Annotated in this window: 9 protein-coding genes; 5 read left to right on the top strand and 4 right to left on the bottom strand. The window is 34.8% G+C overall.

The window, feature by feature from the left end:
* Nucleotides 1–11: 11 nt before the first annotated feature.
* Both QWY99_RS21985 and QWY99_RS21980 read right to left on the bottom strand, forming a co-directional pair.
* Complete coding sequence (locus QWY99_RS21985) at nucleotides 12–1,997, bottom strand: hypothetical protein (RefSeq protein WP_290268184.1); 1,986 nt, start codon at nucleotides 1,995–1,997, stop codon at nucleotides 12–14.
* Nucleotides 1,998–2,021: 24 nt separating this feature from the next.
* Nucleotides 2,022–2,222: a hypothetical protein gene (locus QWY99_RS21980; protein ID WP_290268182.1), complete on the bottom strand. Its 201-nt coding sequence runs from the start codon at nucleotides 2,220–2,222 to the stop codon at nucleotides 2,022–2,024.
* Between the two features lie 62 nt (nucleotides 2,223–2,284).
* Here QWY99_RS21980 and QWY99_RS21975 point away from each other — a divergent pair, with 62 nt between their 5' ends.
* A complete protein-coding gene (locus QWY99_RS21975) occupies nucleotides 2,285–3,031 on the top strand; it encodes a S24 family peptidase (protein WP_290268180.1) in 747 nt (248 codons plus the stop codon).
* Nucleotides 3,032–3,739: 708 nt separating this feature from the next.
* On the opposite strand, the gene dnaE is transcribed toward QWY99_RS21975, so the two are convergent.
* Nucleotides 3,740–8,281: a DNA polymerase III subunit alpha gene (gene dnaE / locus QWY99_RS21970; protein ID WP_290268176.1), complete on the bottom strand. Its 4,542-nt coding sequence runs from the start codon at nucleotides 8,279–8,281 to the stop codon at nucleotides 3,740–3,742.
* Nucleotides 8,282–8,392: 111 nt separating this feature from the next.
* Entirely contained in the window at nucleotides 8,393–8,812 is a 420-nt protein-coding gene (locus QWY99_RS21965) for a DUF417 family protein (protein ID WP_290268174.1), read from the bottom strand.
* Between the two features lie 550 nt (nucleotides 8,813–9,362).
* On the opposite strand from QWY99_RS21965, the gene leuC reads away from it, so the two are divergent.
* From leuC to leuB, 4 genes are all read left to right on the top strand, one after another.
* Nucleotides 9,363–10,757 carry a 3-isopropylmalate dehydratase large subunit gene (leuC, locus tag QWY99_RS21960; RefSeq protein ID WP_290268172.1) on the top strand — a complete coding sequence of 465 codons (1,395 nt, stop codon included), beginning with the start codon at nucleotides 9,363–9,365 and terminating at the stop codon, nucleotides 10,755–10,757.
* An 87-nt stretch (nucleotides 10,758–10,844) separates the two neighbouring features.
* Nucleotides 10,845–11,441 carry a 3-isopropylmalate dehydratase small subunit gene (leuD, locus tag QWY99_RS21955; protein WP_290268170.1) on the top strand — a complete coding sequence of 199 codons (597 nt, stop codon included), beginning with the start codon at nucleotides 10,845–10,847 and terminating at the stop codon, nucleotides 11,439–11,441.
* 130 nt (nucleotides 11,442–11,571) lie between these two features.
* Nucleotides 11,572–13,092, top strand: coding sequence for a hydroxymethylglutaryl-CoA lyase-like TIM-barrel protein (locus QWY99_RS21950; RefSeq protein WP_290268168.1), 1,521 nt, complete (start codon nucleotides 11,572–11,574; stop codon nucleotides 13,090–13,092).
* A gap of 114 nt (nucleotides 13,093–13,206) precedes the next feature.
* Nucleotides 13,207–14,268, top strand: coding sequence for a 3-isopropylmalate dehydrogenase (gene leuB / locus QWY99_RS21945; RefSeq protein WP_290268166.1), 1,062 nt, complete (start codon nucleotides 13,207–13,209; stop codon nucleotides 14,266–14,268).
* Nucleotides 14,269–14,323 lie beyond the last annotated feature (55 nt).

Below are 14,323 nucleotides of genomic sequence, written 5' to 3'. Positions count from 1 at the left end.
TGTCTGTTAGGTTAAAAATCGTATTCGTTATCTACTGCTTCGGTTATTAATTGCTCTACTTTCGTCATGTTTCCCCCCATTTTAATAAGTAAATCGGTGTCTTCTATCATGCTTTGTCTGTTGATACCTGTACGCTCTTCGAGATCTTTTAGCTGTTTTTGCGTGTACTCTAATTCAATTTTACGCACTTGCATATCAGCAAACCATCTTTCTTTGTCACCTTCTTTCATCAAGGCTGGTATATTTTGATGATTTCTTTTTGGCTCTGCATTGGCTATCCATACATAATTATCTTTTTCATCCTTAGAGTAGAGTTGAACATAACCGTCCAAGAAATCGGGATCATAACGTACTTTGAATTTCTTACCGATGTTTTTATATCTAAAATCACTATCGACTTCTCCTTTTTTATTGTAGACTTCAAACTCATAATATTCTCCTGCAATATTTATATAGATTCCAGAACCTTTGTAGGTTACTAATTTTTTAGTTTCTTCAATCCACATTTTATCCATTATATCCCATAGTGTCAATGGTTCTTTCATGGGCATTTCGTGCTGATAAACCTCGTTACGACTCATTTCAAAATGTGGATGTTTTTTTGCGTTCCAAATATTTACTGCCGCTAACCAAGCTTTTTGCAATTCTTCAACAGTTTTTAAATGGTCTTTATTTTCGAGTATAAAATCAGTATTCATTTTGTTATCATCACGTCTTACTGTTATTCCTTGACCGTCTGAGAACCAAAACTTAGTAATAACCTGTTGTTGGAATCGTTGAAACAACTGTTCAGACGGATTGGAGTGATTTCGAGCTTTATTCGGATGATGTGTTCCGTGACCATCTATAGCCATCAGTGAGTCGTACAAATCCTGCATTCTATCCATTTTATGCCCTCCTTGATGATCATAGGTCAGATAATAAGGACGACATTGTGCTTCATTTACTGCCATTTTAATAGCTTTAAAGTGCTCAATATGACTTTCTGTAAAGGAAATATCCCAACCAATTATTTTTTCAGAGTACACATCAAACATTACGTCTATTTTGAGTTTTGCACCCATTTTATTGCTTGAATCATCCCAATAGTGTATCCAGTCAAGTTTTGTACCATCAATCGCCCAATATGCATTCGGGAACCAATCACTTCTATCTCTTGTAATAGTGTGTTTGTATTTTTTGTTGTAAGCACTTAATCCGTGACGAGCTAATGTCCAAATACGTTCCTGTTCTGGTTGATAGAGCCAATTGTATATCGCTGAATCGGTCAAACTTTTCCAGTTTCTTTTTTCTGCTTCAATGTCATATGCCTGTAATACTTCAGGAATAGACATTTTTATTGGAAGGCAATATTTAGCCAGAATAAAATCTGCTATGTCGTCTTTTATAATCTGTGCATTCTTTTGACCTTCTCCTTTATGAAGAAAAACTTCGTAACCATTTTTTAAATACTCATCGTATTTAGCTTTTAATCTTCTAGGATTCCCTGGTAATGAAAAACTCCATTTTTTTGGATTGATCGCATTTACTGCTTCGCTAATATTTTTCCAAATCTCAGTAGGCTTTCTGCCAAATGTTTTAGATTTCGCTAAACGATCATTAAGAACTATTCGAATGGCATTTAAAACTATCGCGTTCGTTGCTTTTACTCTCTGATCTTCAAGTGAAATTGATTTGCCACAGGGTTTGCGATGTTCTGCAAAAAACCTTATTGCTTTTACATCTGGAATAATGTAGTTTTCTAATTTATTGCGAACAACAACCTCTTTAGGATCTCCCAATCCTTCTATACATAGCTTCTTAAAATCTACACCTTTATGTACTGGTAAATCATGAAAACTTACGAACGGCTCATTACCTGGTCCACGCCCTTCTTTGGTGCGTACTAATTTTCCGCGGGTGCATAATTGTAGATAATTATTGTAAGTAACCAATCCCCAGTCTTCATAAAGAAGTTTGGCAGGAATTGAGAGTATATTATTGTGATATTCGTACATAATTTAAACGGTGTTTAAATAGTATTAAAGTTCATTTATTGCTTTGTTAATGGCTTTGGTCATCAGTTTATAATCTTCACAGATTTTTAAAGAACTATCACTAGTGCGGTCACCTCGAAGAGATGCATTAATAAACTGAGTAGTCATACCGTATTTTGTTTTTAATTTTTGGATAATTAGGGGGTTGTAACTTGCGTACTCCTTTTTTTGTTTATTTTTGTCCATGGTCTTATTTGTTTCAAATTGCTGTACAAATATAAAGACAAAATTTCATCATAAACAAATATATGGACAAAATTTCAGCACCAATTAAGCAAAGAATCATTAAATATATTGAATTTAAAGGCTTTGAGAAGTTAAAATATTTTGAAACCTTAGGCGTTGCCGCATCGAATTTCAGAAGTTCCAGCTTAAAAAGTGAGGTAGGTGGTGAATTAATTGCTAAAATTTTGTCTCTGAATAGTGATCTTTCCCCTGATTGGCTTCTAATTGGCAAAGAACCAATGATAAAAGATAAAAAAGACACTCTAAACGAATTCCAATCAACTTACGATCGTGAACAAAAAAAACTCATTCCTTTGTATGACGGTGTAGTAACAGCAGGGAATTATGAAACCGCAGTATTAGATCCAACGCGAGAACCTGTTGAAATGATTGATGCAGGAGATTGGTTTCGCGATGCTACTGCAGCTATGCGTGTTCATGGAGATAGTATGTATCCAGAATATAAGTCTGGTAGTATTGCAGCTTTACGAGAGGTTCAAAATAAACGTTTAGTTGTTTATGGTCAGGACTATCTAATAGAAACATCTGAGTACAGGGTTATTAAACGACTTCAAAAAAGTGATCTCCCGCAAAACTGGTTAGCGTGCTCGGTTAATGAAGAAAAATACGAGAGCACCGGGCGTTTAATTCATGAGCCCTTCGATGTGCATATTGATGACGTCACAAGACTCTATCAAGTACTAGGAAACGTGAAGAGAAACCAAAGTAGTACCGTCATACATACTAGCAAATCCAATAAAAACAACTAAAAACCCTTATAATCAGTTATTTACAAATGCAATAAGTACTATTCTTATGTATTTACACCCCTTAACTCAAAGTGTTTTTTAATACTAAATCGTTTATTTGTGTAGTTTCAATATTAATTCGAGCATTATTTTACCACTTTTTTGTCCACCTATTTGTCCACCTATTTGTCTATGTAATGTGTTTTTTACCTAAATAGATGTTTTTGGTGTATTTTAGGTTTAGGTATAAAAAAAGCCTGCCAGTATAGGCAAGCTTTGTTCTAAAATAAGCCATTTAAGACTTATAAACAGTGGTTTTATGTATATTTGTATCTCTTAGTAGTAGTTAGTACTTTATATGGTAATTAATAGCTGTTTCAATGGTAGTAAAGCGGTAGTTAATAGTACAATAATGTACATTTTATATTTTTCGACCTTTCTCCCTTTTTAGTTGTAAAGTACTGATTTTATTGATGTTTTCGACCTTTTTTATATTATGTATTTGAGTACAATTCATTTAATAGCCCTTAATAAAAAAAGATTCTTTTTCATAATTTTTTTCTTAAATAATATATTTAGTATAAAATAATTTAACAGAATGTTCTCTTTTGCTCTGGGGCAATGAGAGCGCAATCGTTGTAATTGAAAGCAATAATACTAAAAAATTACTATGCACGCATAATTTTACCGTTAAAAAAACGCATTATTTAAAATTTTAACTTTTTACATCTAATTTAACTTAAAGTTTATCTGCATTTTCTCTAATTCCTGCAATAACTCTGTACTTATTTTAATCTTCAACCTTCTACTTGGCATTGTCAACTTCGTAACCACGTTTACCTCCTCTACCTCAGTAACTTCAGTTGCCTTTGTACTCATAACATCATCGGCATCTTGATCTTCACCCTCATCTACAAAAACTGCATCTTCGGCTTCCTCAAACTCCGTTGTAGTTTCAACTTGGACTAAACGTTTGATTTTTTCCAATTCCATGATTTCAAAAGTCACCGTATTATCTCCTTTATTTTCGCTAAACAAATGACTTAACTTATGAATAAATTCTTCTTGTAAATCTTTTATATTCAACAACAAAATCAGTTTTTTAGCAAAAGCTTCTAAAATGTCTTGCAATTGCCTAATTTCTACAAACTGTAATCTGGGGTCGGATTTTTTACCTGTATCATGATTCACCCATCCATCTTTAATTAATATTTTCAAGAAGGCAAAATTATTCTGAATCAAGAAATGGCGGAACTTTAAGTATTCTTCACCAAAAATCTTGAACTCATAACTTTCATCATAGCCTTCTAAATTAAAGACAGCCCAACCTTTTCCATTCTTTGCTACACGATGTTGCACGTTATTTATAATTCCTGCAAAGTTTAAATTTTTACCCACATATTCATTCATGCTTTTCAGCGCTTCTAAACGGGCATTACAGAAATATTTCATCTCGAATCTAAAATCATCGAGCGGGTGCCCTGAAATATAAATCCCTACAACTTCTTTCTCTTTTGCCAATTTTTCCATTGTACTCCAATCTTCACAAGGAGGAACAACAGGTTCAGCAATTTGCACTTCACTCGCTTCACCAAACAAACTCACCTGAGACGAATTTTCATTTTCCTGAAATTTCGATCCGTAACGCATTGCTTTTTCGTAAAATGTAATTCCGTCTCCATCATCATGAAAATACTGCGCTCTTGTAGTTCCTTCAAAAGAATCAAACCCACCAGCAAGTGCTAAATTTTCGATTGCTTTTTTATTAGCGGCACGTAAATCAATTCGCTTAGCCAAATCAAAAATCGATTTATATCTTCCGTCTTTTCTTTTCTCAACAATTGTTGCCACAGCTCCAGAACCAACTCCTTTAATGGCTCCCATTCCAAAACGAACTGCATACTCGTCATTTACAGTAAACTTATAAAACGACTCGTTTACATCTGGGCCTAATACCTGTAATCCCATTCGTTTACATTCCTCCATAAAAAATGACACTTGTTTAATATCATTCATATTATTAGAAAGAACCGCCGCCATATATTCCGCAGGATAATGCGCTTTTAAATAAGCAGTCTGATACGCAATCCAAGCATAACAAGTGGAGTGCGATTTATTAAAGGCATAACTCGCAAAAGCTTCCCAGTCTTTCCAAATTTTCTCTAATACTTTCGCATCATGCCCTTTTGCGGCAGCTTGCTCCACAAACTTAGGTTTCATTTTATCAAGTACTTCCTTTTGTTTCTTACCCATCGCTTTACGTAAAACGTCGGCCTCACCTTTGGTAAAACCAGCTAACGATTGCGACAAAAGCATTACTTGTTCTTGGTAAACTGTAATCCCGTAAGTTTCTCCTAGGTATTCCTCACAAGCATCTAAATCGTATTTGATTTCCTCTTCTCCGTTTTTTCTTCTAACGAAAGACGGAATATACTCCAAAGGTCCTGGACGATATAATGCATTCATCGCAATTAAATCTCCAAAAACTGTTGGCTTCAGATCCTTCATGTATTTTTGCATTCCGGGTGATTCATATTGAAAAATACCAACCGTTTCTCCCCTTTGGAAAAGCGCATACGTTTCTTCATCGTCAATCGGGAATTCATCAGGATTTAAATCAACTCCATTTCTATATTTTACCAGCTTTACGGTATCTTTTATCAACGTAAGGGTCTTCAGACCCAAGAAGTCCATTTTAAGTAATCCTGCACTTTCTGCAACCGAGTTATCAAACTGTGTTACATATAAATCAGAATCTTTTGCCGTTGTAACTGGAACGAAATTCGTAATATCCGATGGCGTAATGATTACCCCACAGGCGTGAATTCCGGTATTTCGCATTGATCCTTCAAGGATTTTTGCTTGTTGAATTGTTTCTCCTGCCAAATCATCTTCATTGGCAATCGCAATTAATTCTTTTATATTATCGAACTCATCCGAACGAAGCGCTTTCTTAACATCTTCTTCGCTTTCTGAAATAAAACGCGCCAAATTCCATTTTGACGGCATCATTCCCGGAATCAGTTTAGCAATTCTATCAGCTTCAAACAACGGTAAATCTAGTACACGAGCCGTATCACGAATCGCCGACTTAGTCGCCATTTTACCATAAGTGATAATTTGTGCAACCTGATTTTTACCATATTTATTAATTACATATTCCATTACTCGACCACGACCTTCATCATCAAAATCGATATCAATATCGGGCATGGATACACGATCAGGATTAAGGAAACGCTCAAAAAGCAAATCGTACTTAATCGGGTCAATATTGGTAATCCCTAAACAATATGCTACTGCTGAACCCGCTGCAGATCCACGACCTGGCCCTACCGAAACATCCATATTTCTAGCTTCGGCGATGAAATCCTGACAAATCAAAAAGTAACCCGGATATCCAGAATTCGAAATCGTTAACAACTCAAAATCTAAACGTTCTTGAATGGATTCTGTAATTTCACCATATCGCCTTTTTGCCCCTGTCATGGTTAGGTGTCGCAAGTATTTATTTTCTCCACGAACGCCACCATCAGCCTCATCTTCTACCACCAAAAACTCTTCAGGAATATCAAACTTAGGAAGTAATACATCACGGTAAAGTGAGTAAATCTCAACCTTATCAACAATTTCTTGAATATTAATAATCGCATCAGGCAAGTCCGAAAAAAGCTTTTTCATCTCATCTTGCGACTTGTAATAATACTCTTGATTTGGTAATCCGTAGCGATACCCACGACCACGACCAATTGGCGTAGCTTGTTTTTCACCATCCTTTACACACAACAAAATATCGTGCGCATTGGCATCTTCTTTATTTAAATAATAGGTGTTATTAGTACCTATTAACTTGACATTATGTTTTCGAGCAAACTCAATCAACGTTTTGTTTACACGATTTTCATCTTCTTGATTATGACGCATGACTTCAAGATAGAAATCATCACCAAACTGTTCTTTCCACCAAATCAGAGCTTCTTCTGCTTGATGTTCTCCAATATTCAGAATTTTACTTGGAATCTCTCCGTATAAATTCCCAGACAAAACCATGATATCTTCCTTGTATTGCTCTACAATTTTTCGGTCAATTCTTGGAACATAATAAAATCCATCCGTAAAAGCTATCGACGACATTTTCGCCAAATTATGGTAGCCTTTTTTATTTTTAGCTAACAAGACAACTTGATTACCATTGTCTTTTTTACTTTTATCCAAGTGATTATCACAAACATTAAATTCGCAACCCACAATTGGTTTTATTTCTGTTTCTGTTGGTTCTTCACCACTTTCAACTAAAGCTTTATTTTTACCAGAAGCTGCTTTATTATGATTCATAACAGCACTCACAAAGTGAAAAGCCCCCATCATATTTCCTGTATCGGTCATCGCAACGGCTGGCATACCATTTTTAGCTGTAGCCGAAACAATATTACCAATTCCAATAGTCGATTGGAGAACAGAAAACTGAGTATGATTATGTAAATGCGAATATTTTGCTGCTTTAAAACCTTCAATATCTAATTCTGAAACCGTTTCTTGTTTATCATCAGATTCTAAAGCTCTTAATTGCTCTCTGATTTTATCAGAAGCCGCTTTTAAATTAATATGTTTTAGACCAATAAGCTTGATCTCTTGCGGGTTTTTATTTTGAAATTCTCCAAAATAATCCTTCTGAACATCTAATTCTTCTTTAGTAAAAACCTCTCTTCTTATCAACTCTAGAAAACAACGTGTCGTTGCTTCAACATCGGCAGTTGCGTTGTGCGCTTCTGAGAATGGTTTATTAAAAAGATAACTATGTAATTCGGTTAACGTAGGTAATTTAAATCTTCCTCCACGACCTCCTGGTAATTGTAATAATGAAGCAGTCACTTCCGTACAAGTATCAAGAACCGGCATGGTACTCATAGGCGAATCAACACTCATTCGGTGAAATTCGGCCCCCATAATATTAACATCAAAACCTAAATTTTGACCTACAATAAATTTAGTTTTGCTTAAAGCAATATTAAATTTCTCTAAAACTTCTTGCAATGAAATTCCATCGGCTTCAGCCAATTCTGTCGAAATCCCGTGAATACGTTCTGCATCATACGGAATATTAAATCCGTCTGGTTTAACCAAATAATCCTGATGTTCAATAAGCGTTCCCATCTCGTCATGCAACTGCCATGCGATTTGTATACAGCGAGGCCAGTTATTAGAATCAGTAATAGGCGCATCCCATCGCTTAGGAAGTCCAGTAGTTTCAGTATCGAATATTAAGTACATAATTGTAAATGAAGTGATTGCAATTTTATAAAATTACAAAAATTGAACTTCAAATTTAGTCTTTTTTTAGAGAAAGAAAAACGGATATTACATCTTATTCCAGAAGATTTTTTATTCTTTACTTTTAACATAAACTAGTAAGGAAATAGCCAAATATGGAATATCCTTAAGAATAAAGAAATCGGTAACAGGAAAATTATCGACTAACTTAAAAACTCCTGGAGTCGTAAATAAAAAACTTAATGTGGTAACAAAAATAACCATTGATGCCAAAGCCGAATACATCGCAATCTTTTTATTAAAAAATGACAACGCCAATCCTATTCCTGTAACAACCTCAAAAACTCCTATTATATTCGAAACCTGCTGAACGGACATTACTTTATACATCCAACCCATAGCAAAATGATTTTCGACTAGGCCTTTTATTGCATCTGCCTCCACAGCAGTAAACTTAAAAAGCCCCACCCAAAGTAAAATAATAACAGTTCCAAAAACACCAATTCTGTAAGCGATCTGATTCAAATTCATAATTTTTATTTTATTATTAGAAACTTCAAAATTAAGAGCTTATTCATAAAGCAAATGTCAGGTAGTTGTCATAACCAGTCATTTTGTATTTTACAACAACATTATCTTCAATTTTCATTCTAAAAAAAAGATTTTTTTTCTTTTGGATGCCGTAGTATTTGAACAAGAAATACACCCATAAAAACCTCCGTTTATTCATTCTAAAAAGACAACTTATCAGTAGTTGAAAACGAAAAATAAACTTATAATTATTACAATTCCATCTTGTCATTAATCCACAAAACACCTTAAAACCAACAAAATAGACTAAAATCACTAATTTATAAATATCAAAAACTATTAGAAATTTTTCGATTAAAAAAGTAAACAAAACAAGAGTATAAAACACCAGTACAAAACCAAAAAACAACAAAACTAATTGGCTAGCAATGAGTAAAACGGTTTGGGTATCGTATATAATCAAATATGCCAATTTTTGCACTTGTTTCTTTTTCTAATTTTGTTATCCTCTTATAATTACATGGAAATTACAATTAAAAAATAGTTAAAAATGAGTACTACATTATTCGACAAAGTATGGGATTCGCACGTAGTGCGCAAAATTGAAGATGGACCAGATGTGTTTTTCATTGACCGTCATTTCATTCATGAAGTTACAAGTCCTGTTGCTTTTTTAGGATTAAAATCCAGAGGCATCTCGGTTTTATACCCAGAACGCACTTTTGCAACTGCCGATCATAACACGCCAACTATAAATCAACATCTACCTGTACAAGATGCTTTATCTGCCAATCAGTTAAAAGCACTTGAAGATAATGCAGCTGAATATGGAATTTCTCACTGGGGACTAGGTCACCAAAAAAACGGAATTGTTCACGTTGTAGGTCCTGAAAACGGAATTACACTACCAGGCGCAACTATTGTTTGTGGAGATTCTCACACTTCTACTCACGGTGCCTTCGGAGCTATTGCTTTCGGAATCGGTACTTCTGAGGTTGAAATGGTTTTATCTACTCAATGTATCATGCAACCGAAGCCAAAGAAAATGCGTATCAATGTAAATGGCGAATTAAGTAAAGGCGTTGGTCCGAAAGATGTTGCTCTTTATATTATTGCTCAATTAACTACCTCAGGAGGTACAGGCTATTTTGTAGAATATGCTGGAGATGTTTTTGAAAACATGTCTATGGAAGGCCGTATGACTGTTTGTAATTTAAGTATCGAAATGGGTGCTCGTGGAGGAATGATTGCTCCTGACCAAAAAACTTTTGATTTTCTTGAAGGAAGGCTTTACGCACCAAAAGGGGAAGCTTGGACAAAAGCTGTTGAATACTGGAAAACTCTAAAAACGGATGCTGATGCTGTTTTTGATGCAGAACTAAACATCAAAGCATCGGACATTGAACCAATGATTACTTATGGTACTAATCCTGGAATGGGGATTGGTATTTCTAAAAATATTCCGAATGCCAATCAAGTTGAAGGTGGTGAGGAAACTTATAAAAAATCTTTAGCCTATATGGGCTTTCATGAAAATGACGTAATGATTGGAAAACCAATTGACTTTGTTTTCTTAGGAAGTTGTACTAATGGTCGAATTGAAGACTTTAGAGCCTTTACTGAAATTGTAAAAGGACGCAAAAAAGCTGACAATGTAACCGCTTGGTTAGTTCCAGGTTCTCATGTTGTTGAAGCACAAATTAAAGAAGAAGGTCTTTTAGATATTTTAACCGAAGCTGGTTTTGTATTACGTCAGCCAGGTTGTTCAGCATGTTTAGCAATGAACGATGATAAAGTTCCTGCTGGAAAATATGCAGTAAGTACATCTAATAGAAACTTTGAAGGTCGCCAAGGCCCTGGATCAAGAACGCTTTTGGCAAGCCCGATTATGGCTGCTGCTGCTGCCGTTACAGGTAAACTAACAGATCCTAGAGAGCTTTTTTAATCCAACAACAAAACATTTTTTAAATTTTAAGACAACTTCTTTTTAATAGAAAAGCTAAAAATCTAAAAAATCTAAAAATCTAAAATAATGGCATACGATAAATTTAATATACTTACCAGCAGTGCAGTGCCACTGCCAATTGAAAACGTAGATACCGATCAAATCATTCCTGCACGTTTCTTAAAAGCTACAAAACGCGAAGGTTTTGGAGACAATCTTTTTAGAGACTGGAGATACAACGGAGATGATTCTCCAAAAACAGATTTCGTTTTAAACAATGCTACTTACTCAGGAAAAATTCTTGTTGGAGGAAAAAACTTTGGCTCAGGATCATCAAGAGAACACGCAGCTTGGTCAGTTTACGATTATGGGTTTCGCGCTGTAGTTTCTAGTTTCTTTGCTGATATCTTTAAAGGAAACTGCTTAAACATTGGAGTATTACCAGTACAGGTTAGCCCTGAATTTGCTGATACTATCTTTAAAGCAATTGAAGCTGACCCTAAAACCGAATTAGAAATTAACTTACCTGAACAAACGATTACTTTATTGACTACTGGACAAAAAGAATCTTTTGACATCAATGGATACAAAAAAAACAATATGATTAATGGCTTTGATGACATTGATTACTTGCAAAACATTAAAGGAGATATCGTGACTTTTGCCGATAAACTTCCTTATTAATACTACAAATAAAAAGCAGTTACATAGACTTCCGCTTTAGTGCTGGGTTTAGTAACTGCTTTTATGATTTTTATTTCAAACCACTTATACGACTTCAAACAAAGAAATCCGTATTAGCACCCAGTTTATAATGAAAAAAAGAAAAATTGAAATAATGGATACGACACTTCGTGATGGCGAACAAACATCAGGAGTGTCTTTTTCTGCTGCAGAAAAATTAACCATTGCACAATTACTGTTAGAAGAATTAAACATTGATCGAATAGAAATTGCTTCGGCACGTGTGAGCGAAGGCGAATTTCAAGGCGTAAAAGGCATTATGTCTTGGGCAGAAGAAAAAGGATACACTAACAGAATCGAAGTTTTGACTTTTGTTGATGGCGGACTTTCTATTGAATGGATGAAAAAATCAGGAGCTAAAGTTCAGAACTTACTAACTAAAGGTTCTTTAAATCACCTGACGCATCAATTAAAAAAAACACCTGAACAGCATTTTTCCGAGATCGCAGAAACTATTGCACTCGCAAAAGAAAACAATATTGAAACTAATGTTTACTTAGAAGACTGGAGCAACGGAATGCGTAATTCTCCTGAATATGTATTTCAGTATTTAGATTTTCTAACACAACAACCTGTACAAAGAATCTTGCTTCCGGATACACTTGGCGTATTGATTCCATCAGAAGCTTTTGATTTTATTTCAAAAATTACAACTAAATATCCTCATATTCATTTTGATTTTCATGCGCACAATGACTACGATTTAAGCGTTGCCAACGTAATGGAAGCCATAAAAGGAGGAATATGCGGTCTTCACGTTACGGTAAACGGAATGGGAGAACGCGCCGGAAATGCTCCTCTTGAAAGTACAGTTGCCGTTATAAATGATTTTATGCCAGACTACTTCATCAATATCAAAGAAACCTCTTTATATTCTGTAAGTAAACTAGTTGAAACATTTACTGGATATAGAATCCCTGCTAACAAGCCTATTGTAGGAGACAATGTATTTACTCAAACTGCAGGAATTCATGCTGATGGCGACAATAAAAACAATTTATATTTTAATGATTTACTCCCAGAACGCTTTGGAAGAAAACGTAAATACGCACTCGGAAAAACTTCTGGAAAAGCTAATATCGAAAAAAATCTTCAGGAATTAGGATTAAAACTAAATCAACAAGATTTAAAATTGGTTACCCAACGTATTATTGAATTAGGTGACAAAAAAGAAACTGTTACTAAAGAAGATTTACCATACATCATTTCTGACGTTTTAAACAGTCACACCTATCAGGATAAAATCACCATTGACTCTTATATGCTTGTTCATTCTAAAGGAATGCGACCATCAACAACTTTATCTCTAAATTTAGATGGTGAACTCATAGAAGAAAGTGCACAAGGTGATGGCCAATTTGATGCCTTTATGAATGCCTTGACGAAAATCTATAAAAGCAAAAAATTGACTTTGCCAAAACTAATTGATTATGCCGTTCGAATCCCACCAGGAAGTAGTTCTGATGCATTATGCGAAACTATTATTACTTGGATTAATAACGGAAAAGAATTTAAAACAAGAGGATTGGATTCTGATCAAACAGTTGCCGCTATTATTGCCACTCAAAAAATGCTGAATGTAACTACTTAAATATAGCGACAAAGGCACAAAGTTCCAGAGAAAAAAAGACTAAAAAGCTTTCAATCCAACACCTTTGTGCCTTTGAACCCTAAACCTTTGAACCTTAAAAAATAAAAATAAATAATGAAATTTAACATAGCCCTTTTAGCAGGAGACGGAATTGGTCCTGAAGTAATTAATGAAGCTGTAAAATTATCTGATGCTATTGCAAAAAAATTCAATCACGAAATAACATGGACACCAGCACTTACAGGTGCTTGCGCAATTGACGCTGTTGGAATTCCTTATCCAGATGAAACTCACGAAATCTGCATGAAAGCAGATGCTGTTTTATTTGGAGCAATTGGTCACCCAAAATATGATAATGATCCAAGTGCTCCCGTTAGACCTGAGCAAGGTTTATTGCTGATGCGTAAAAAACTAGGGTTATTTGCTAATGTTCGACCAACATTTACTTTCCCTTCATTAATAGACAATTCGCCTTTAAAAAGAGAAAGAATTGAAGGAACTGACCTGGTTTTCTTAAGAGAATTAACTGGCGGAATTTACTTTGGAGAAAAAGGAAGAAAGGATGGTGGTGAAACTGCTTTTGACAATTGTGTTTACACCAGAGCCGAAGTACAACGTTTGGCTAAAAAAGGCTTTGAACTAGCAATGACACGTAGTAAAAAATTATGTTGCGTAGATAAAGCAAACGTATTAGAAACATCTCGTTTATGGAGAGAAACGGTACAAGCAATGGAAAAAGATTATCCAGAGGTTACTGTTTCTTATGAATTTGTAGATGCTGTTGCAATGCGATTAGTACAATGGCCAAACTCATATGATGTATTAATTACAGAAAACTTATTTGGAGATATCTTAACTGATGAAGCATCTGTAATTTCAGGTTCAATGGGATTAATGCCCTCTGCATCTGTTGGTGAACATACTTCATTGTACGAGCCAATTCATGGTTCTTACCCACAAGCAACAGGATTAAATATTGCTAATCCATTGGCTACTGTATTATCTGCAGCCATGATGTTTGAAGATGCTTTTGGACTAAAAGACGAAGCAGAAGCAATTAGAGCAGTTGTTAATAAATCACTTGAACAAGGAATTGTTACAGAAGATTTAGCCCCAAAAGGAACCAAAGCGTACAAAACCAGCGAAGTTGGAGATTGGCTAGTTGCAAACCTATAAAGTTTATTTTATGTTTCAGGTTTCACAACGTGGAACTTGAAACATAAAGACTTAA

Origin of the sequence: Flavobacterium branchiarum, from assembly GCF_030409845.1 — a bacterium.
GTDB classification, from domain to species: Bacteria; Bacteroidota; Bacteroidia; order Flavobacteriales; family Flavobacteriaceae; genus Flavobacterium; species Flavobacterium branchiarum.
This window is presented reverse-complemented; position numbering and strand designations above follow the sequence as displayed.

Excerpts from the sequence above, each read along its gene's own strand:
- QWY99_RS21985 (WP_290268184.1), bottom strand. The coding sequence starts at position 1,997 with ATGTACGAATATCACAATAATATACTCTCAATTCCTGCCAAACTTCTT.
- QWY99_RS21980 (WP_290268182.1), bottom strand. The coding sequence starts at position 2,222 with ATGGACAAAAATAAACAAAAAAAGGAGTACGCAAGTTACAACCCCCTA.
- QWY99_RS21975 (WP_290268180.1), top strand. The coding sequence starts at position 2,285 with ATGGACAAAATTTCAGCACCAATTAAGCAAAGAATCATTAAATATATT.
- dnaE (WP_290268176.1), bottom strand. The coding sequence starts at position 8,281 with ATGTACTTAATATTCGATACTGAAACTACTGGACTTCCTAAGCGATGG.
- QWY99_RS21965 (WP_290268174.1), bottom strand. The coding sequence starts at position 8,812 with ATGAATTTGAATCAGATCGCTTACAGAATTGGTGTTTTTGGAACTGTT.
- leuC (WP_290268172.1), top strand. The coding sequence starts at position 9,363 with ATGAGTACTACATTATTCGACAAAGTATGGGATTCGCACGTAGTGCGC.
- leuD (WP_290268170.1), top strand. The coding sequence starts at position 10,845 with ATGGCATACGATAAATTTAATATACTTACCAGCAGTGCAGTGCCACTG.
- QWY99_RS21950 (WP_290268168.1), top strand. The coding sequence starts at position 11,572 with ATGAAAAAAAGAAAAATTGAAATAATGGATACGACACTTCGTGATGGC.
- leuB (WP_290268166.1), top strand. The coding sequence starts at position 13,207 with ATGAAATTTAACATAGCCCTTTTAGCAGGAGACGGAATTGGTCCTGAA.